The sequence below is a fragment of the Pseudoalteromonas sp. AWH4_217 genome (assembly GCF_056161105.1).
In genome coordinates, this window is record NZ_JBSWYM010000004.1 from 250,729 (window position 1) to 271,219 (window position 20,491).

Annotated in this window: 22 protein-coding genes; 4 read left to right on the plus strand and 18 right to left on the minus strand. The window is 48.8% G+C overall.

Features of this window, described 5'->3' with window-relative positions:
- Positions 1-32: 32 nt before the first annotated feature.
- The gene (locus ACXAH1_RS06305) at positions 33-986 is read right to left on the minus strand and encodes a heme-binding protein (RefSeq protein ID WP_475194919.1); all 954 of its coding nucleotides are present in this window, start codon (positions 984-986) and stop codon (positions 33-35) included.
- Between the two features lie 303 nt (positions 987-1,289).
- The gene (locus ACXAH1_RS06310; RefSeq protein WP_082353206.1) at positions 1,290-1,589 is read right to left on the minus strand and encodes a helix-turn-helix domain-containing protein; all 300 of its coding nucleotides are present in this window, start codon (positions 1,587-1,589) and stop codon (positions 1,290-1,292) included.
- Between the two features lie 217 nt (positions 1,590-1,806).
- Here ACXAH1_RS06310 and ACXAH1_RS06315 point away from each other — a divergent pair, with 217 nt between their 5' ends.
- Positions 1,807-2,253, plus strand: a complete 447-nt coding sequence (locus tag ACXAH1_RS06315; RefSeq protein ID WP_475194923.1) for a helix-turn-helix transcriptional regulator — start codon at positions 1,807-1,809, stop codon at positions 2,251-2,253.
- A 109-nt stretch (positions 2,254-2,362) separates the two neighbouring features.
- Here ACXAH1_RS06315 and ACXAH1_RS06320 read toward each other — a convergent pair whose 3' ends face one another.
- Positions 2,363-3,049 carry an FMN-dependent NADH-azoreductase gene (locus ACXAH1_RS06320; protein WP_475194925.1) on the minus strand — a complete coding sequence of 229 codons (687 nt, stop codon included), beginning with the start codon at positions 3,047-3,049 and terminating at the stop codon, positions 2,363-2,365.
- Between the two features lie 126 nt (positions 3,050-3,175).
- On the opposite strand from ACXAH1_RS06320, the gene ACXAH1_RS06325 reads away from it, so the two are divergent.
- A complete protein-coding gene (locus tag ACXAH1_RS06325) occupies positions 3,176-4,045 on the plus strand; it encodes a LysR family transcriptional regulator (RefSeq protein ID WP_475194928.1) in 870 nt (289 codons plus the stop codon).
- An 81-nt stretch (positions 4,046-4,126) separates the two neighbouring features.
- Here ACXAH1_RS06325 and ACXAH1_RS06330 read toward each other — a convergent pair whose 3' ends face one another.
- The 4 genes from ACXAH1_RS06330 to putP all read right to left on the minus strand — a co-directional run bounded on the left by ACXAH1_RS06330 (position 4,127) and on the right by putP (position 7,048).
- Positions 4,127-4,453, minus strand: coding sequence for a hypothetical protein (locus ACXAH1_RS06330; RefSeq protein WP_475194931.1), 327 nt, complete (start codon positions 4,451-4,453; stop codon positions 4,127-4,129).
- A gap of 2 nt (positions 4,454-4,455) precedes the next feature.
- Positions 4,456-5,010, minus strand: coding sequence for a hypothetical protein (locus ACXAH1_RS06335; RefSeq protein WP_475194933.1), 555 nt, complete (start codon positions 5,008-5,010; stop codon positions 4,456-4,458).
- 21 nt (positions 5,011-5,031) lie between these two features.
- The gene (locus tag ACXAH1_RS06340; protein WP_475194936.1) at positions 5,032-5,208 is read right to left on the minus strand and encodes a hypothetical protein; all 177 of its coding nucleotides are present in this window, start codon (positions 5,206-5,208) and stop codon (positions 5,032-5,034) included.
- A gap of 361 nt (positions 5,209-5,569) precedes the next feature.
- On the minus strand, positions 5,570-7,048 hold the full coding sequence (putP, locus tag ACXAH1_RS06345; RefSeq protein ID WP_475194938.1) for a sodium/proline symporter PutP: 1,479 nt from the start codon (positions 7,046-7,048) through the stop codon (positions 5,570-5,572).
- A 271-nt stretch (positions 7,049-7,319) separates the two neighbouring features.
- Here putP and ACXAH1_RS06350 point away from each other — a divergent pair, with 271 nt between their 5' ends.
- Together ACXAH1_RS06350 and ACXAH1_RS06355 are read left to right on the plus strand one after the other, a co-directional pair.
- On the plus strand, positions 7,320-8,543 hold the full coding sequence (locus ACXAH1_RS06350; RefSeq protein ID WP_475194941.1) for an EAL and HDOD domain-containing protein: 1,224 nt from the start codon (positions 7,320-7,322) through the stop codon (positions 8,541-8,543).
- A 185-nt stretch (positions 8,544-8,728) separates the two neighbouring features.
- Positions 8,729-10,780 carry a TonB-dependent copper receptor gene (locus ACXAH1_RS06355; RefSeq protein WP_475194946.1) on the plus strand — a complete coding sequence of 684 codons (2,052 nt, stop codon included), beginning with the start codon at positions 8,729-8,731 and terminating at the stop codon, positions 10,778-10,780.
- Positions 10,781-10,826: 46 nt separating this feature from the next.
- Here the strand turns inward: ACXAH1_RS06355 and ACXAH1_RS06360 are convergent, their stop codons facing one another.
- The 11 genes from ACXAH1_RS06360 to ccmA form a co-directional block, all read right to left on the minus strand.
- Positions 10,827-12,443, minus strand: a complete 1,617-nt coding sequence (locus ACXAH1_RS06360) for a hypothetical protein (RefSeq protein WP_475194948.1) — start codon at positions 12,441-12,443, stop codon at positions 10,827-10,829.
- A gap of 219 nt (positions 12,444-12,662) precedes the next feature.
- Entirely contained in the window at positions 12,663-13,394 is a 732-nt protein-coding gene (locus ACXAH1_RS06365; protein ID WP_253048884.1) for an MlaA family lipoprotein, read from the minus strand.
- Entirely contained in the window at positions 13,395-14,669 is a 1,275-nt protein-coding gene (gene ccmI / locus ACXAH1_RS06370; RefSeq protein ID WP_475194953.1) for a c-type cytochrome biogenesis protein CcmI, read from the minus strand.
- Positions 14,666-15,139, minus strand: coding sequence for a cytochrome c-type biogenesis protein (locus ACXAH1_RS06375; RefSeq protein WP_046003886.1), 474 nt, complete (start codon positions 15,137-15,139; stop codon positions 14,666-14,668). The genes ccmI and ACXAH1_RS06375 overlap by 4 nt, the downstream gene beginning before the upstream one ends.
- Positions 15,136-15,708, minus strand: coding sequence for a redoxin family protein (locus ACXAH1_RS06380; protein WP_054015646.1), 573 nt, complete (start codon positions 15,706-15,708; stop codon positions 15,136-15,138). The genes ACXAH1_RS06375 and ACXAH1_RS06380 overlap by 4 nt, the downstream gene beginning before the upstream one ends.
- Entirely contained in the window at positions 15,705-17,663 is a 1,959-nt protein-coding gene (locus tag ACXAH1_RS06385; RefSeq protein ID WP_475194959.1) for a heme lyase CcmF/NrfE family subunit, read from the minus strand. Before ACXAH1_RS06385 ends, ACXAH1_RS06380 begins: the two co-directional genes overlap by 4 nt.
- A gap of 1 nt (position 17,664) precedes the next feature.
- Positions 17,665-18,144 carry a cytochrome c maturation protein CcmE gene (gene ccmE / locus ACXAH1_RS06390; protein WP_125720826.1) on the minus strand — a complete coding sequence of 160 codons (480 nt, stop codon included), beginning with the start codon at positions 18,142-18,144 and terminating at the stop codon, positions 17,665-17,667.
- Positions 18,141-18,344 carry a heme exporter protein CcmD gene (gene ccmD, locus ACXAH1_RS06395; protein ID WP_054015643.1) on the minus strand — a complete coding sequence of 68 codons (204 nt, stop codon included), beginning with the start codon at positions 18,342-18,344 and terminating at the stop codon, positions 18,141-18,143. The genes ccmE and ccmD overlap by 4 nt, the downstream gene beginning before the upstream one ends.
- 2 nt (positions 18,345-18,346) lie before the next feature.
- Complete coding sequence (locus ACXAH1_RS06400) at positions 18,347-19,084, minus strand: heme ABC transporter permease (protein ID WP_125720824.1); 738 nt, start codon at positions 19,082-19,084, stop codon at positions 18,347-18,349.
- A 1-nt stretch (position 19,085) separates the two neighbouring features.
- Positions 19,086-19,772, minus strand: a complete 687-nt coding sequence (gene ccmB / locus ACXAH1_RS06405; protein ID WP_046003892.1) for a heme exporter protein CcmB — start codon at positions 19,770-19,772, stop codon at positions 19,086-19,088.
- Positions 19,772-20,395 carry a cytochrome c biogenesis heme-transporting ATPase CcmA gene (gene ccmA / locus ACXAH1_RS06410; RefSeq protein WP_125720822.1) on the minus strand — a complete coding sequence of 208 codons (624 nt, stop codon included), beginning with the start codon at positions 20,393-20,395 and terminating at the stop codon, positions 19,772-19,774. The genes ccmB and ccmA overlap by 1 nt, the downstream gene beginning before the upstream one ends.
- Positions 20,396-20,491: the final 96 nt, after the last annotated feature.

The following is a 20,491-nucleotide window of genomic DNA, read 5'->3' on the forward strand; positions in this document are numbered from 1 at the left end:
GTGTTTTACCAGTATAAAACTAAAAAACTAGATTAAGTGGGTACCTTTTCCAGTGTATTGATGCTGATATGAGGCCAGCGGATCAATTCACCGGGCCTGTCTTTGCGATTAAAGAAATCCAGGATAACCGTTTGGGAATACTGCAGCCAGAGTCTGGGATTACCATTTGAGTCGGTTTCTGTCAGCTCGTATATCCAGAATGTAGAGTGCATCTCTGCTGCGTTCGCCTGACGAGTAACGAACGGAATATTGTTTACAGACCCTGACGCCGCGGTTGAACGCACTTCCAGCTTGGTCGTATTGCGTACCTTGCCATCTCTGAGTAAAGGTGCAATTGCCTTTTGTAACAGCGCATTTGCCTGAGTCGGGTCAAATAACCCTTCAAACGGATTGTCCCTGAAATGTTTATAAGGGGCCAGATAAGGGCTTGTATCAATATCCCCGGCGACTCCGATAGGTAACCCATTCAGTGCCGGAATTTCGAACCCAGAATGAGACTGCGCACTTTTACCCAATGCGATCACCGCATCGCCATGAGGAATACTCGATAAGCGAGCAATATCCAGCTCATCGGTCAATTGATCGCGCATATGCAGCCATAATCCGGGCTCATGATGAATAGCCAGCCCAGGCTTGCCAGCAAGGCCCGAGTGAGGAAAATCATCCGCCGCAATCTGGTTAATAATTTGAGTGTAATCGAGTGTGGCAACGGATTGATCGTCGGGTATTCCCCTGTTTGGCACGCCTTTATCAACCAGATTGAAAGTCAGTGTTTCATCATATTGGTTCATCAGCAAACGATAATCCAGATCACCTGCAGCAAAAGGCAAGGCGATCATATTCCAACCATGCCCCTGCAGGTTACCGATATTTTGCCAACTGCCGGGCAGGTGGCATAGCGGACCCAGCTCTGAGTCTTGTTGCTCTCCGATAATAATTTTACGTTGGTTCTGATCAAATCCCAACTGTGATTTAGGTGACGACATAAAAAGCTCCTTGTACTTGCTTGATTGCTGCGCCCAAGTCGCTAACAACCCAATAGTGACAGGCACATAACAGGATGGGACTGCAAGCAGGAAAGCCTTTCAGTTTGTCCAAAACAACAGGGAATAACAGGCAATCGAAAACAACCAACGACGGCTAAAGGATTCTTGCTCCCACAGCAAAGCTAGTACAGGAATGGAGATTAGACGAATAAAAAATAAAAACAGGGCACGAGCGTGCCCCGACAACACGATATGTTAGCTGGGGGACCAGGCTGATAGGTACGCTATCAGAGGTTTTAAACGTCAGGCCGACTGCTTTTCATCGACTAAATCGCTTTGTGCCCCCTGCTCCAGCAAACTCATAAAGTTTGGCTGGCCAAAAATCATCATAATGTCCAGTAATTGACAGGCTGATAAGTCTGACTTACCGCACTCCCAGTTAGAGATGGTTGCTTGATCAACAGGTGTGACAAGCTTCTTACCTAACTCTGCCTGAGTTAAGTTCATTTCTCTGCGCAGGCGACGGATCGCAGTTTGAATTTGCTTCCTGGCTGCTATTGTGTGTGCTTTACGCACAGATTCATTTCTTCTAACAGTAGTCATAACATATCCGCTTATTATCAATCACAGTGTATTACACACCCAGACATAGAGTTCCAGCCTTTGGCGAGTAAGCCCCTAAACACAGGTCTTGAGTTTCACACTTAGCTGTTTTTGTTGTCGTTCAAGTGCTTATTTTTTCGTCCCCGTTAGACATTTGACTAAGAGTCATGTAGTCTGAACGGGTCAGGTGGATAAATAATTAACCGGATTGGGTCATATGTCAAATACTTTTGCTACAAGATTAAAACAGTTACGTATCAACTTGGGGTATTCTCAGGTTGGCTTTTCAGAAATACTGGATATTCCTACTGCTTCGTACCGAAAGTATGAAAAAGATGTTAGAGAACCCACCCTGTCTGTCGTCAGTAAGTTCTTTTTACACCCTGCGACTAAAGACAGTGCCCTGTGGTTATTAACCGGTGAGCAACAGACCCAGCACTCAGCACCGCAAACCACGGCTCAGCCACCTTTGGTATTCCAGACTGACATGGAGCAGAGCTTGATCAACAGTATTGCCAGTTCACTTGAGTTTATTGCGCATATGAAGTGGTTTACACCTGGTACACAAGCGGGTTATCAGGACTATGGACATATTATCCTGCGCGACCTGAAACCTTTACTTTTACAAGACAATGCCGCGCAGAGTGAAAAAAGACGAGCCTAGTGTTATTCGTTTTAAACAGGCCGTTTTAAAACGTCGTTATTGAAAAAACCAAAAGTAACCCAAAGCGACCACTTTTATTCACGTGACCGCGCAGACTGACAGTCTGTGTTTATTCTACCAACAGCAAATTTTTGGCACACGCTAATGACAACGCCAAACTTTCTGCACGTTCATAAGCGCTCGCAAGCGACCTTTGATGCCTTTCATCGTTAAATTCCTGGTATTCACTGACTATCTCATAAACAGCGCCTGCCCCCAGATAGCGGCTCAGGGTGCGTAAATGTGGCATCAGGTGATTGCTGCTTTCCCGAATTTCTGACTTGCCAAAGCCAAATTCTCCACACGAGGCAATGACAACCAGCGTTTTTCCAGACATCAGAGGGTGTAACGGAAAATCTCCCCGCTTCAGATCAAAGTCAAATGTTTTGTTTACCCGGATAATTTGGTCAAACCAGGCTTTTAGCTGTGCTGGCATACCGTAGTTGTACATGGGTGTAGAAATCACAATGATGTCTGCACGTGCCAATTCGTCGATGAGCGTATCGGAGAGCGCCAGCTGCTGCTTGTGATTTTCTGTTCTTTCACGCTCAGGGGTGAACACCGCACCAATCCAGTCCTGAGTAATAAAATGCGGAGGATGAATACCAACATCGCGATAAATATACTCATCTATCACACCTTTACTTTGCCAGGTTTCGATGAACCTGTGTGCAATGCTCTTGGACAATGAATTGTGCGATGGATTTGTATTACTAATGGCTCTGACACTTGAATCTATATGTAAAATTGTGCTCATAAGAATGACCTTTTTGACTATTGAACGCAATATAGTGTGCGCCACAGCGCACTATTGAACAAATGATACTATTGCACCTATGAATGAGTTAAAATCATCTATAACTTTCAATTCGGGATGCTGATTTTGGCTTTACATGTCTCCTTACAGGCACTCAGAGCATTCGAGGCTGCTGCACGTCATGGCAGCTTTAAACACGCTGCAGAAGAACTGGCGTTAACACCCACTGCGATTTCTCATCATATTAGCAAGCTTGAAGACCGCCTCAACGTCAGTTTATTTATTCGCCAGACCAGGAAGATAGTCCTGACCGATGCGGGCCGGCTGCTGGCAACAGCCACAACCGAGGGGTTTTCGCAGATAGAAACGGCACTGGCGAGCATCAGGCAACTTAATGAGGTTGTCCGGGTTACCACCACTTCCTCTTTTGCGGCACTGGTGCTGCTCCCGGAGCAATATGCGTTTAATCAACACCATCCAGACATCGTGGTACAAATAGCCAGCGGTGAGCTGATGGACTGCCAGCCACATACAATCCCGATAAGGCTCGGTAATATCAAAGCGGTCCAGGCGCAGGACAGGCTGAATGTAGAGCATTACAATCTGTTTGGTTATCAGCACCTGGCGGCGCTCAGAGCCTCTGGTACCCGTCCGGTTATCTACACCACCCGCTGGAAAAATCTGGCACTGTGTAAACCTCCTCTTGAGGCCTGGCTGGCAGAAAACGGCTTAAATAAAGCGGACTTTGATATCAGGGAGTTTGATCAGGAACTATTCTGCGTACAACAGGCGATTGCAGAGAAAGCATGGGTATTTTGCTCAGAAACGCTCACTCGTCGGCTGTGCGCAATGGGTCAGCTAAGGCCCATAAGCAATACAAGCATAGCCTCGGAATTATGCTATTACATTCCCGGGAAAAACCGATTTCAGGACAACAAGACCAAAAAGTTTATTGCGTGGATCCAAAACTTGATGTTACCTGACGCTGCGTCATGACATCGCCATTGGGGAGGGGTTTGGTAGATGATTACCCAAAGCGGTTATCATCAAACAACCGCTCAGAGGCAAAGGACGTGGTTACTTAACAAGTTTAAGTGTGACTTTTTCTTGTTTGGCCATCTGGTGGTTTTCTGCCCGGAACTCTTCAACACGGTCGTATATATCTTTAACGCCGTAATATTGTTCCAGGTTCTTTTCCGCGGCAAGTAAGTCACCAAATTCCATAACGATTTCATAGGCTTCAGCATATTTATCTTCCACTTCGTGATCATCGTCTTTAGTAACGATAATCAGTGTTTTAAAACGCTGCTCAAATGGCCTAAGCCTTGCTCCCTTAACAATCATGGCCAGCATAAAAATGAGTGCCACTACAATTAATAAACCGCCGATATAGATTAATTCCATTATTATATCTCTCCCTTGGCAAGTCTTGATTCCATTAGCCTGTAAAATGGGTATTTGGCTAAGGTAACAAACGTGATTACATTCATAGTCACCACGAACGGGCCATACACATCAAACAATATATCACTGTTCATATAACCACGAAGGACTAACTGAGCAAAGTTCATACACATTAATGCTACCGCGATATAAGCCACAACACGAGCTGTGGTAGAAAAGCTACAACCCCGGATGGCATGTAATAAATATAATACGGTCATAAACGCAGCGCCTGTGCAGACCAGCGCAAAGTAATAAACTTGACGCATCTGCATCAATTCAAAAGGTAGACTTAGAATGTAGTGCCCCAAACTAGCACTAGAAAAATAAAAAACAATAATAGCTAGGGAGGAAAGAAAGCATGAATGCAGCTCATGGTCGCTTTGCTTTTTCAATGTGTTTTTACCACCAAAAAACAACTCAAAACGATACTGCTTGAAGCTGTATAGCAGAAATAGAGCAACAAACAACTCTAATGCTGTAATTACCCATCTGGTGACTAGATAAAACTCATTCATGCTCGGCTAAAACCCTACTGTTTACCCACCAATAACTAACTCAGCTTCGGGAGAAAGCCTCTGCAATCGTGGCTGCGCGCCATCTCCCCCGCCGTTACCTCCAGCCACTAGCCGCGCACTTTCAGTGCTCAGGCCCGGAGTTTTCTCTGGCTGGGTCATTTTTGATTTTTTCTTTAAGCTCTTTATAAAAAACTTCATATTTTCCGTCCTTCTAATGAATTGAAAGGACCACCCACTAAGGTTACGCACATGTTAACCTTATTGCCATATAGTAACAAGCACTAATTGCCTTAAATTCACTGAATTGCGGATGATCTCGTACATCATGACATTGGCCAAAAAGCTTAATACTGACCGGATCACGATACTGTTCATGATAAGGAAAATTAGAAAAATTGGAACAACAAAACGACAAACCAGCCATTTCCCCGTCGATTTTCAGCACTCACAACTAACCCGTTTTCAGGTTTAATTCGGCCCTAAACACCATCAGTGCGTGGTTTTGAAGGACAAAAAAGCCGCGGTCAACAAACCGCGGCTATTGATGTGGGTGCAACACTTATAGTGCTGTTCGCATTTCCTCGAACTTGTCTGTGATTTCAGTACTCGGCTCAGAGGTTGCCAGACTTACCGCTACAATCGCAATTGATGAGGCGATAAATCCAGGTACAATTTCATAGATAAGCGCGCTAAGTGGCTGACCGTTAACAGTCACAGGGCCATAAATCCAGAACAATACCGTTGCAGCCCCCACTATCATGCCCGACAGAGCGCCTGCAAAGTTCATCCGTTTCCAGAACAAACTCAGTAGTACCAGCGGGCCAAATGCGGCACCAAATCCAGCCCAGGCATTACTAACCAGACTCAGAATCGTGCTGTCTCTGTCGTAGGCCAGGTAAATGGCACACAGTGACACCAGCGCAACGCTAATCCGACCAACCAGCACCAGCTCTTTGTCTGAGGCATCTTTGCGCAGGAAGATCTTATAGAAATCTTCCGTCAACGAGCTGGAGCTCACCAGCAACTGCGAAGAAATGGTACTCATAATGGCAGCCAAAATCGCCGCAAGTAAAAAGCCTGCTATCAGGGGATGGAACAGCAGTTCTGATAAGATCAGGAAAATCGTCTCCGGATCTTCAACCACAATCCCATTTTCGTGCGCATAAGCCGCGCCAAACAAACCTGTTGTGATAGCACCAATTGTCGCCACCAGCATCCAACTCATGCCAATGCGTCGTGCCGTAGGCATGTCTTTCACGCTGCGCACCGACATAAAGCGTACAATGATATGAGGCTGGCCAAAATATCCCAATCCCCAGGACATCGCAGAAATGATGCCAATTGCGCCACCGGCACCAATCCAGGTAAGCAGCTGAGGATTAATGTCGTTGAGTGTGACGCTGAGCGGGTTATCCAGCAGTGAATAAGTCACAGCGGGTACCAGAATTAACGCCAGGAACATAATACACCCTTGCACAAAGTCGGTCAGACTGACCGCCAGGAACCCGCCGAACAAAGTGTACAAGACCACCACACCGGTCGTAATATACAGGCCTGATTCGTAGCTCATACCAAAGGAGTTTTCGAACAGTTTACCGCCCGATACCACTCCTGCCGATGTATACAGGGTAAAGAAAATAATGATCACCAGCGCCGAAACAATACGCAGCGCATTGCCTTTGTCTTCAAAGCGATTAGCAAAATAGTCTGGAATGGTAATCGCATCATTGGCCAGTTCGGTGTATACCCGCAGTCGCGGTGCCACCAGTAAATAGTTTAAAAACGCACCTATCACCAGGCCTATAGCTATCCAGGTGCTACTGAAACCACTGACAAACATGGCGCCTGGCAGACCCATAAGGATCCAGCCACTCATATCCGAGGCACCCGCAGATAAGGCCGCGACACTAGGTGGAAGACTTCTGCCACCTAACATATAACCCGATACGTCGCTGGTTGACTTACGATACGCATATAGTCCGATACCCAGCATGGCGATGAAATACATGGCAAGTGAGATCATAGTGCCAGTTTCCAAAATTACCTCCTTTAGTCCGGGCTCCTCTCCACAATATCAGATGCTGTTATTTTCTTAGCTGAGATTGGGACAAAAGCCATTGCGAAAGGTCCACTATAACATGGCAAAGATCACCACCCAAGTTACTCGGGGTGAACTGAACATGAATTGCGTGCAAACGCCCTCATACCTTAATACCAAAAGCTGAAACAAGCTGAATTAATTAATGAAATAAGGCTGAGATTGCCTTATATTGGTGTGCAGTAGAAGTATTCAGTCAGGTGTATCTTTCATGTATTTTTATGCCGCCAGGCAGCCAATCCTAAATAAAAACAAAGAACTCGTGGGTTACGAGCTGTTATTTCGCGACGGGTTAGATAATGTCTTCCCGGAAATTGATGGTTCCGAGGCGACCTCCAGGTTGATTGAAGGCAGTCAGTTTAACTTTGGCCTGGAAGATTTAACCGACAATAAACCCGCCTATATTAACTTCACGCTGGAAACCTTACTCAAAGGCTATCCCACTATGATGGGACGTGAGCAGCTGGTTGTCGAAATTCTTGAAACAGTGCAACCGGGCAAGCGCTTGCTTGCCGCCGTGCAGGATCTCAAGAGTAAAGGCTACACCATAGTGCTGGACGATTATCAGCACCAAAAAGTGTGGCGACACTTCTATCCGTTTATCGATCAAATCAAAATCGACGTGCTGACCACAGATATTGAAACCATTAAAGAGATTAAAGACGCCATCGCGCCGTTCAAGAATATTGAACTAGTTGCTGAAAAAGTCGAAACACATGAGCAATACCAGCAGGCACTTGAGCTTGGTTTCAGTTACTTCCAGGGATTCTTTTTTGCCAAACCCGAAGTGGTTCAGAGTAAGACTTTACCCCCGTCTGAAATGGCACTGGCGGAACTGTTATACGAAACATCAAGTGTCGACGTTGACCTAAAGCGAATTACTCAGGTATTCGAGCGCGATGTTAACCTCAGCTATAAATTACTGCGTTACTCTAACTCAGCCGCGTTTAAGCGTCGCGCCGAGATTTCTACCATTAAGCAGGCTCTGGTCGTGTTGGGTAATCAGGAGCTTAAAAAGTTTTTGTCTTTGCTATTTGCGTCGCAGGTTTCCTCAGAAAAGCCGCTGGAACTGGTGCGTCTGTCGCTCACTCGCGCACGCTTTGCTGAACTATTGGCGGTTAAGCACAAAAAGCTCAAGGACACTGGTATGGCCTTCCTGGCGGGCATGATGTCGCTGATGGACGCCATCTTAGATGAAAGCATGGACAGCGTTATGAATAAGCTGCCACTGGCCATTGAGATCAAAGATGCCTTGTTAAAACAAGAAGGCTTACTGGCCAGCTACCTGACGCTTATTAAGCTGTATGAACAGGCAGACTGGCAAGGTGCGAATGAACTGGCGCAGCAGTTGAGCCTGGACCCGGACCTGCTGCCAGATTATTACCATGAAGCGCTGCAGTGGTGCGACCAACAAATGGAAGTGATGTCAATATAGCACTGTCAGTTGTTTACTGGTTTACCAAACAGCCCCCTTTTCGGTGGCTGTTTTTGTTTCAGGTCAATGTTTTTTGTTTTCTCCGCTTAATTCGGTTCAGGTGCGACAATTTGTCACATCCCAAGCTTTTGTCTGACAAGTAAAATTCTTCTCAACAAAAACGTGAAAACACTTTGGGATGAATCATGACCAGAAACCTTATTTGGCTTGCGGTAACGTCCGCCTTTTCTGCACATAGCCAGGATGCACAACACGACACACACACAGATAGCCTTGAACGCATCGTGGTTATCGCGCCCATGCATAGCCCGCTGGATATCAAAACCGACCCTAAGGCGCCCAGACAGCCTTTACCCGCACAAGACGGTGCCGATCTGCTGTCCAGCATCGCCGGTTTCTCTTTGGTTAAAAAAGGGGGCGCCAGCAGCGACCCGGTGTTTCGCGGAATGGCCGGGTCGCGCCTCAATATTATTACCGATGGTGGCCTGACACTTGGCGGCTGTGGCGGCCGCATGGACCCACCTACGGCCTATATCACGCCACAAACTTACGATACTCTGACTGTGATCAAAGGACCACAGACGGTGCTTTATGGGCCCGGAAACAGTGCTGCCACAGTGATTTTTGAGCGTGAATCGGAGCGACTGAGTGAGACAGGCTGGCAAGGCTTTGCCAACGCAACCTTAGGCAGTTTTGGTAAACGTATGGTGAATGCCGATATCAAAGGCGGTACACAAGACTACTATGCCCGAATGGCCGCCAGTAAAAGCGATGCCGATGATTATGAAGATGGCGAAGGTAAGTCAATCCACTCTGCCTACGACAAATGGAACCTCGACTCCGAGTTTGCCTACACCCCGGACGACGACAGCCTGTATAGCCTGAGCCTTGGCCGTAGTGATGGTAAGGTCGCCTACGCCGACCGCATGATGGATGGCAGCAAGTTCGATAGAAATCATGTTGCGCTGAACGTTGAGTTGAGCGAACTAACAGGGTTTGTTACTGCGTTGGAAGCCAATGTGTATTACAACAACATAGATCACATCATGGACAACCACAGCCTGCGACCATTTACCCCCAATATGATGATGAAAACCCCCACTTCATCCAACCCGGACCGCCGTACCTGGGGAGGCAAGATCATGCTCACTTCTGCCATCAACAGACAGCATACATTGAGCTATGGTGTCGATCACCAACAAAACCGACATCGAATTCGCGTCAGCATGAACCAGCCTGTGATGCCCGTCGACACCCTGCCGCGGCGCGACAACGCTGAATTTAAACAAACCGGGTTATTTGGCGAGCTGGAATATGTCCTCAGTACACAAGGCCCAAAGCGCAACCAATGGGTCAGCGGACTGCGCATTGATGACTGGTCTGCCACTGATAAGCGCCTGCAACTTGGCTCCATGATGATGCCAATGACCAACCCGACGGCAGGCCACACAAGGGATGACACCTTATGGAGCGGTTTTACCCGCTACCAGGTCCAACACCAGGATATGAGTTATTACATTGGTCTGGGCCACAGCGAACGCTTTGCGGATTACTGGGAGTTAATGGGTGGTGGACGTCGCGCCGTGGATAGCATGAGTGCCTTTTTGTTAGAAACGGAGAAAACCAATCAACTGGATATCGGCTGGATGTTACAAAAGTCCGGCATGACAACGTCCGTCTCTTTGTTCTACAACCGTATTGACGACTATCTGCTGACCGACAACCGCTATGAAGTGATGGACAAAACACTGGCGGTTACCCGCAACATAGATGCTCAAACCATGGGCCTCGAAATGGAAACCCGATTGGCGCTCAGTAAACGGCTGAATTTCACGACCAGTATCAACTATGTGCGCGGCAGTAATAAAACGGATCATACAGTGCTGGCTCAGCAACCTCCGTTGCAGGCCCGGTTTGCCATAGATTACATGCTGGACAAGTGGCAGGTGGGCGGTTTATGGCGTCTCGTAAAAAGTCAGAATCGCGTTGCCATTGGCCAGGGTAACATTGCCGGTCAGGACGTTGGGCCCAGCCACGGCTTTGGTACACTGGCATTGAACGTGTCCTACAGCCATTCAGATGAACTGCTATTTAGCCTTGGGGTCGATAATGTGCTGGATAAAGCCTATGCCGAACACTTAAGCCGCGCCGGCGCTATGGTCAGTGGCTATACGCAAATTGATAAAGTCAATGAAGCTGGCCGCACGCTATGGGCCAATGTGAACTGGCGCTTCTGATCCCGGCAACCGGTTTGGGGGCCAGCTTGTGCCTGCCCCCAATCCACTATTCAATGGTAAACTCAGTCAGTGGTGGCACTGGCTCATCATTTTCGTGATCTCCAATCAGGTAAATCTTGTCTTCTTTGACAACCAGGTCGCTGGGGATGGCCATGTCCTCCGGTAATAAGTCGTAGACTGCCACCACCTCTGCGCTCAAGTTCAGTTTGACCACTTTAGTGAATTGCTCCGAGAGCAGCCATAGTGCGCCATCAGCAAAATATAGTCCCTGCGCGGTATATTCATTGATACTGCCATCAATTTCACCCGCATAACTGAGCGGCTGGCGTGACATCAGGTTGAACTGGTGGTCCAGCGTAAACAGCCAGTCCTGTTGTGATTCATCATCACTATCAGACACCAGGAAAAAAAGGTGGCTTTGCTCATCATACGCAATACCCGCAAACTCCAGGGGCTGCGCGTCGTCTCCCTGTAATGTGAGACCAAACTCCCCAGCCAGCTCATAACCTTGCTCTGTTTGTATAAAGTGTCCAACCAGCCCGTTGTCTGCCAGGACAAATAACCCATCAGCCGTGCCGGTAACGGCTTCTGTACAGCCCTGACTACAATTTATCGAGGAAAATACCAATTTACTGCGGCTCTGGATCTCCAGCTTTTCATTTAATGAGTAGACTTCGGCCTGATCGGTGACAATTTCCCAGCCGCCGCTTTGCCACTGCCATAAACCCGAAGGCTGTTTAATCCCCTCGGGAAGCGTAAAACGGCGCTGCACCGCCAGGTTACCGCTGTCTGCGATGGGGCCATCCCCTAACAGCTTGTCTCTGTCGGCCAGCAAAAACAGATTGTTTTCCTGTGCATTGCTTGCCACTGCGACCCGACCATCCGGCATCAGTGTCAGATCGGTAAACTCGGTTTGACCAAAGCCGCTCACCCTCCAGGCATTTACGGGGTTAAGCTGCTCTTGCGCGACCTCAAACTGGAATACCACGGCCTGCCCCTGCTCTGCCGCCAGCAGCCAGAGCTGCTCTTCAGTAAAAGAAAGCCCCTGAATCGTCATATTGTCCGACAGGGGATAGCGCAATAGCAGCTCTGTCTCGGGTGAGAAACGATATATTTCGTGCTCGTGCCCATTATAACTCCAAATTTCGCGATTATTTTCGTTGTCGATCGCCAGTTCAGTCAGAGTAACTTTGTCCCCGAATCGCCAGGAGCGCGTTTCGCCATTGTGTAGATTGCGTCTGTATAGCTCGTTGCTACTTTTCACATACCATAATTCATGCTCAAACAGCTCAGTGGCCACTATGCTATCCAGCGCACTCAATTGAATATCCAGAGGACGATAAATCAGCGACTCCGTCGAGGCATCAATCAGCCCGACCTCAATCCCCTGCTGAAAGGTATGGATCTTAGGCCAGTTCACATCAATGCTGGTGAGGCTTGTTAGCGACTGCGCACCACTGTCATACGTCAGGTACTGTGTGACCGGAAAGTCTTCAACTAATTGATGCTCTGCAGAAGGTGAGATCAGTGCGATATCATGCACAACTCTGCCAGAGTCTGGCACCTCCCCTCCGCCGCCTGGCGGGTGAATTCTGTCATCATCGCCACAGGCGCTCAGGTTCAGGGCAATACACACTGCCATAAGTGATTGTAGGTATTTCATGTCATAGGTCCTTGTTGAGTGAAATCGCAGTTACTGTAACGATGTGAATGTCAACAAAGTGTCTATAGAGGCGCTGAGCCAGACCAGCTAATCTGGTTTTTAGCCGGGAAAAGTATGCCCTAACCATCCAAACTCGTGTTGAGTGGCTCTGGCTATCAGAGTGAAGGAATCAGATGGAATAAAATAAGCCGACATTAAGTCGGCTTATCTAATTGATGTTTATAGGTTTTCGAGGAAATCCTCATCGAACTCTTCTGGCTCCTCCTCAACGGGTGGATTGCCATCGTGGAGTTCATAAAGCTGACGCTGGAAATAGACATCCTTAAGAAAAATATACGGGTCGAGTGACTCGTTAAGGAGTTTTTCCTGTGACATCAGACTGGCTCTTGCCTCAACCGCACGCAGGGCAAATACCAGAATAGTTTGCGGTGTGGACAAGGCAATTTCTGGCAGCACAACATTGTCGACGATATCACCCGTAAGGTTACGAGCTGTTGACGGGCCATAACCCGGGATCATCAGATAAGCACCATCACCGACCCCCCAGATACCCAGTGTCTGACCAAAGTCTTCATCTTTGTGTTCCAGGCCCAGTGATTTTGCTACATCAAACAGACCAAAAATGCCCACCGTTGTGTTCACCAAAAAACGTGCAACGTTCACACCTGCATCACCCGGTTTTGCCTGAAGAGCAGCGTTCACGGCATCTGTCGGTGCAGCCAGGTTGGTTGTGAAGTTCACCAGGCTGCTGCGCACCGGTGCTGGTGTAATAGCAATATACCCTTTCGCCGCAGGACGTAAGATATAGGCATCCAGGACATCCATATTAAAGTCATACAACGGACGGTTGAGCGACTGCAGTGGATCCCGAGGGTCTTGTTTTTCTTCGGGGACTTGCGCACACCCTGATAAAATTAGCGCCAAAGCGGCGCCAACGAGTTTTTTATACATTTAGCTTCCTGTGCTGGTTATAACACGACTGATAGTAACCGCGACCTGCTGCACCTCTTGGGTTAAAGGGACGGGCTGAGTCACGCCTTCTAACTCACCAGGTTGCAACGCCACATTACCATCCACGGAAATACGTGCAGTTACAACCACTTCTTTAAACCCTGACAGCTTCAGGTTAGGCATCATCGCCATACTATCGTCCAGGTTGACACTCAATGGCAAGTTAAAATCTGTAAGTTTAGCGACCGCCAGTGGCATTGGCGGACCTTCCGCCGCTTTGGCAAAGACAAACAAAGTCGCGTTTGCTGGTATTTTATCAGCTAACTCGTCTGCCAGTGTCACCGTCACTTGAAGCCCATCAGCCGGCATCGCTGGCTGCGAGGCTTGTGCTGAGTTCAGCTTTTCGTTCAGTTCGGTAATGCGCTGACGGATCATCGCGTAACGCGGGTCGTCCTGAGTCATGCTCGCCAATAAAACTTCAAAGGCCGCTTTGGACTCTTTCCAGTCCTGGCGCTCATAGGCGATCAGCGCTAGCAAAGAAATCGCATCGATATTACGTGGCTCACGTTGTAGCACCTGAGACAACATACGTGCAGCACGGTTCATGGCATTTTCAGAACCTTCAACCAGCAGCGCCTGAGCATAGCTGACCTTCACATTGCTGTTATTGGGTTGCATTGCCAACGCTTTGTCAAACGCCTGCATGGCCATTTCAAAGTCATTCAGCGACATTGCAACACGGCCCAGCAGCATCCAGGCAACCGCATCATCACCGCTGTTTGCCAGTTTAGTACGCAGACCCAGCGCAAACGCCTGAAGCTCATTTGGGCTCAGTGGCTCACCCGTTTGCATCACCGCACGCTGGCCGTACTCGGGCAGCTTATTAACGGCTTTATACCAGTCGGCAATTTGTTTTTGACTGCCGGTAAAAGAGTAGAATACCGCACTGACGACCAGCAGGAATGTCACACCTGTGGCAGCAAGCACCAGGTTGTTACCCCGTGTATCCAGTGTACGCTCCGGTGATAACTCGTTCAGCAACCGGCGCTTAAGCTCCAGTACAGATTCATCATGGCTGCTCTGGTCAATACGTTGATTACCCAGCTCTTCTGCAAGCTCCTGTAAACGCTGCTGATAAATGTCTATGCGCTCAGCATTGGCATCGTGGTCTACAGCGACCAGCTTGTCACGACGGAAAAACGGCATGACTACGAACAAGGCTGCCAACACAGTCAGAAGCGCAAACATGCCCCACATTTGCATCATGTCATTCATGAAGTACGCTCCTTACGCTGGCTTTGTTTGATAAGCTCTGCCAGTTTTTGTTCATCTTCCGGGCTCCAGCTTTGCTTGCGGGCAGCTTTTTTCTGTCTGAATACAATAAAGCCAAAACCCAGCACCAGGATCACCACAGGCATCACCCACAATACAATAGTGGCCGGGGTAACGGGCGGCTGGTAATGAACAAAGTAACCGTAGCGGTCAATCATAAAGTCGATAACTTCTTGCTTAGACTTGCCTTCCTGAACCATGTCCAGCACGCGATCGCGTAAATCTTTGGCGACCACGGCATCGGAATCCGCAATGTTCTGGTTCTGACACTTAGGACATCTCAGTTCCTGCACCAGCTCTTTAAAGGTCTGCTCTCGTTCGGCGTTTTTGAACTGGTATTTGTCTTCAACAGCATGGGCACTGAGCGACCACAGGCCTGCCAGTAGTGCCAATGCCAGCATTAGTTTTTTCATGGTTGCAACTCCTGAATTGCCGGAGCAAATTTGCTGCGCCACACGCGCGGATTAATGTCGCCGGTGTGGTGCAAAATGATCTTACCGTTTTTATCTACCAGGAAAGTTTCCGGCGCGCCGGAAACCCCTAAGTCCAGTGCCAGAGTGCGCTCAAGGTCGAGGATATTAAACTGATAAGGGTCACCTGCCCGCGACAACATTTGCTGTACGTCGGCACGTAGGTAGTTAATATCAAATTGATCGCCAAAGTCGGGATCATAGGCTTGCTCGTAGTACAAACCGATGATACGCACGCCCTGCTCACGCAGCTCGGTCAGATAACCCAGCTCCGCAATGCAGGTCGGGCACCAGGTGCCCCACACGTTCAGCAGGTACACCTCTCCCAGCAAGTCCTGATCGGTCCAGCGCTTTTGCTCATCCATCAGATCGGGCAATTCAAACGCCGGCATAGTGTGACCCAGGCGGCCGGTTTGCAGTTCTCTGGGATTACCGAATAAGCCCTGATACAAGAACACACACAACAATACAAAGATCAGCAGTGGCACCAGGCCTAAAAACTTCTTGTTCATTGTGCGTGCTCCACAGAGGGTTGCTTACGACGACGATAACGCTTATCGGCCAGGACAATAAAGCCCGCCAGGGAGATCAGAATACCGCCCAACCACATCCAGCGAACATACGGTTTGTGATAAATACGCAGTGACCAGGCACCATTACCCATGGACTCGCCCAGCGCCAAGTACAAATCACGATAGAAGCCATCGTCAATTGCCGCTTCGGTCATAAACTGCATGCCCACATCGTACAAACGTTTTTCTGCATGCAACAAGGTGACATACTCGCCGTCCTTAAATACGGTGACTTCACCGGCATGGCCGCCATAGTTAGGGCCACGGATCTCGTTTACGCCTTCAAAGCGATACTCATATTCATTCAGCATTGCAGTTTCGCCTTTTGTCATCACCACTGAGCGTTCAACAGAATACGCTGAAGTCAGGGTCACACTGGCAATCACAAATGCGATACCCACATGGCCCAGCACCATCGCCCAATAGCTCATGCCCAGACGTTTCAGACCCTGAGCCGTGCTTGGGTGCACACTCACTTTTTCAACCAGGTCGACCACTGTGGCGATACAGATCCATACCGCTAATCCGGTAGCCAGATAGGTCAGCATACTGATGTCATCAAAACTGGAGAATAGCCAGGCACTGGTGATCACAATAGTGGCGACAAAAATAGCAACCCACTTCTTAGCCAGTGGTGGCAACTTGTTTTGCTTCCAGCGCAACATAGGCGCCATGCCCATTAAGATGGCAAACGGCACAATCAGGATGGCAAACATTTGGTTAAAGAAAGGTACACCAATCGAGATGGAACCCAGCCCCAACTCTTTATGGATCATTGGCAAGAGCGTGCCCAGCAATACTATCAGGGTTGCCACAACCAGGAAGATGTTATTCACCCACAAACCGACTTCGCGTGACACAAGCTTATAGCGACCTTCGCTGTACACCTGGCTCACACGCAGCCCGTAGAGTGCCAAACTTCCGCCCACCACTAAGGCCAGGAAAGACAGAATAAACAAACCACGATCGGGGTCAGTGGCAAACGCGTGTACCGATACAATGATGCCGGAACGAACGATAAAAGTGCCTAACAAACACAAGCTAAATGCGGCGATAGCTAATAAAACAGTCCAGGATTTGAACACGCCGCGTTTCTCTGTAATAGCCAGCGAGTGCAGGAGTGCAGTGGCCACCAGCCAGGGCATCAAAGAGGCATTTTCAACCGGATCCCAGAACCACCAGCCACCCCAGCCTAGTTCTGCATAAGCCCACCAGCTACCAATGGTAATACCTAAAGTCAAAAAGCCCCATGCCGCCATAGTCCAGGGACGCGACCATTTAGCCCAGGTGTTATCCAGCTTGCCAGTTAACAGAGCGGCGATTGCAAAAGAGAAGGACACAGATAATCCCACATACCCCATATAGAGCAAAGGTGGGTGAATGATCATACCAGGGTCTTGCAGCAGCGGGTTCAAATCGCGGCCTTCTACCGGGTAGTAAGGCAGCAAACGCTCAAACGGGCTCGACATCCACAAGGTGTAAAGCATAAAACCAACCCCGAGGAAACCCAGCACGCCGAGTACGCGCGCGCGCAGTACCCAGGGCAGAGATTTAGACATCATGGCGACCAAAGCCGTCCAGCTTGCCTGCATCACCAACCACAACAGGATGGCGCCTTCATGGCCACCCCAGGTTGATGTGACCTTGTAATACCAGGGCAGCGTACTGGAAGAGTGGTGTGCAACGTAAGCGACGGTAAAGTCATCAGTCAATGTGATATAAATCAGCACGCCAAAAGAAAATAACACCAGTAAACACTGACCCACCGCCAGTGACGGGGCCGTGCGCATCAGACGCAGATTACCAGTATAAGCGCCCCAGAGAGGGAAAATACACAACAGCAGGCTCAGGCCCATGGCCAGAACCAATGAAAAATAACCTATCTCAGGGATCATACTAGTTCTCGCTGTTTAAATTATATTTAGGTTTTTCGTGCTTGATCCCTTTCACGGCCTCAGCGATCTCAGCGGGCATATATTCTTCATCGTGTTTTGCCAACACTTCAAATGCTTCAATGACATTAGGTTCAACCAGTGTGCCCTGAGCAACAATACCCTGACCCTCACGGAACAAATCAGGCAAAATACCGTGGTACTTAATGGTAACCATAGGGCCGGTGTCAATAAGCTTAAAGGTCACATCCAGAGAGGTTTCTTCCCGATCCACACTGCCAGGCACAACCATGCCACCGATGCGCAGCTTTTGCCCGATATAAGGCAGCTCTTTGTCAGGGCCTTTGCCTTCAATCAGCTCGCTGGGCGTATAAAAGAGGTTAATGTTTTCTTGTAACGCATACAGAGTCAAACCAACCGCTGAGCCGATGCCGAATATCACGGCCAATACGGCAAATAAGCGTTTTTTACGTCTTGGGTTCATGCTTTAGCCTCCTCTTGGGCCTGCTTGATACGTGCTTCACGCTTCATTTGCGCATCGACTTCACGCTTAATGCGCTTGGCGTCGTTCAGCGACGCCCATACCAAGCCCAGCAAGATAAAGGCACAGCTACCAAACGATAACCAGACATAAAAGGCGTAACCGCCCATGTGAAAAAAGTCACTCAAAGATTCAAACTGCATATTTAACCTCGACTAACCAGCTGGCGCACCCAGGGGCGGTGCTTCTCGACCTGAAGGATCTCGTTTTTAAGACGGACCAGTGACAGTGCGCCGACAAAGGCGGCAAACCCTAAAATATTGATAAGCAACGGCCATAACATAGACGGATCGATGGCAGAGGTATCAAACTTGGTGATGGTTGAGCCCTGGTGCAGGGTATTCCACCACTCAACAGAGAAATGAATAATCGGCAGGTTGATCACTCCAACAATGGCCAGAATACAGGCCGCTCTGCCACCAGATTTTTTGTCCTCAAAGGCGTGATACAAAGACAACACACCAAAGTACAAAAACAACAGGATCAGTTCAGAGGTCAGGCGCGCATCCCAGACCCACCAGGCACCCCACATAGGTTTACCCCAGGCAGCGCCCGTGATAAGCGCAATGGCGGTCATCGCCGCACCTACCGGAGCAATGGCAATCACGGCCAGTTCAGCATTACGAATTTGCCACACAAGCGCAACGATTGCGGCAATCGCCATAGAAGAATACGCCCCCATCGACAAAATAGCCGACGGCACATGAATAAAGATAATGCGATAGCTGTCCTTTTGCTGATAATCCGCCGGGGCAAATGCCAGGCCCCAGATCCATCCTACGGCGATACAGACCGCCGTCACGGTAACAAAGTACGGAAGCAAGGTGTTACACAATTGGTAAGCACGCTCCGCTTTTGCATAGGGATGTAACCACTTCCACATTTTAACTTACACTCACTCTTAAAGCTGACGATATGGCAATTGGCGCCGTGACGATGGCAACGGCCAGCATGGCACCAAGGATCGCAAGTTGTCCGCCATAAGCGACCGACATACTGGCGGTATCAATGGCAGAGGTTGCGAAAATCAGAACCGGGATATACAAAGGCAAAACAAGCAGACTCATCAAAATACCGCCTTTTTGCAGACCCACGGTTAATGCGGCGCCTATGGCGCCAATAAAACTTAACAACGGCGTTCCAATCAACAAAGTCAGAATGGTTGCGCCCAGTGCCTGGCTGTCGAGGTTCATCAGCAGCGCAAATAACGGTGCCATCAGCACCATAGGCAATCCGGTGATGGTCCAGTGCGCGGCCACTTTTGCCAGCACAGACAAAGACATAGGATAGGGTGAAGCTATCATTTGCTCCAACGATCCGTCGGCATAATCATCGCGAAATAGCTTGTCCAGACCCAGCATGGTCGACAGCAACGCGGCTACCCAAATGATACCTGCAGCCATGCGCCCCAGCAAGGCCGGTTCGGGTCCAATTGCCAACGGAAATAACGAAATGACTATCAGAAAAAACAGAAGTGGGTTTACGATTTCGGCGCGTTGGCGAAAAGCCAAAGTCACATCTTTACGATAAACAGCGACAAATAAATGCCAGTAAGAATGCTCAACCTTCATTAATGGCGGTACTCCAGAGCCAGGGTTTTCAGGGAGCTGAACTGAGTCGTCAGATCCTGGTGGGTAGTCAGTAAAATAGCGCCGCCATTTGCCAGGTGCGATTCAAACTGCTGTTGCAGCAGCGCAACGCCTTTTTTGTCTAGTGCAGTAAAGGGCTCATCGAGGATCCACAGGCGGGCTTTATTTAACCACAGCCGTACCAACGCGACCCGACGTTGCTGACCTGCGGAGAGGGTCCGCACGGGAACATCTTCCAGCCCAACCAGGCCAAGCTGGCCAAGCAGCGTATAGATTTCTTCTTCGTCTGCCCCGTAACCGTGCACTTGTAGCCAGTACTGGACGTTTTCATAAGCTGTCAGTTGCTGGTTTACACCGGTTTTGTGCCCGATAAATAGCAAAGACTCGGCGAAAGTGTCGTAGTCCCGACTGATGTCCTGGCCTTCAAAACAGATCTGGCCTTCGTCGGCACGGGCAAAACCCGCGATAATACGTAATAAAGACGTTTTACCTGCACCATTTGGGCCTTCAACTTGCATGATCTGACCCGCCTGAAGCGAAAAACTCAATGACTCAAATAAACAGCGGTCCTGTTTTACACACGTGACGGACTTAATCTCTAGCAAGGCGCGACTCTCTGACGCTAAAAAATTGGGCGTTAGTCTATCATAATGGTAGGGTAATACGAATAATTGGATGCGACCGATCAACGAAAATTTGAT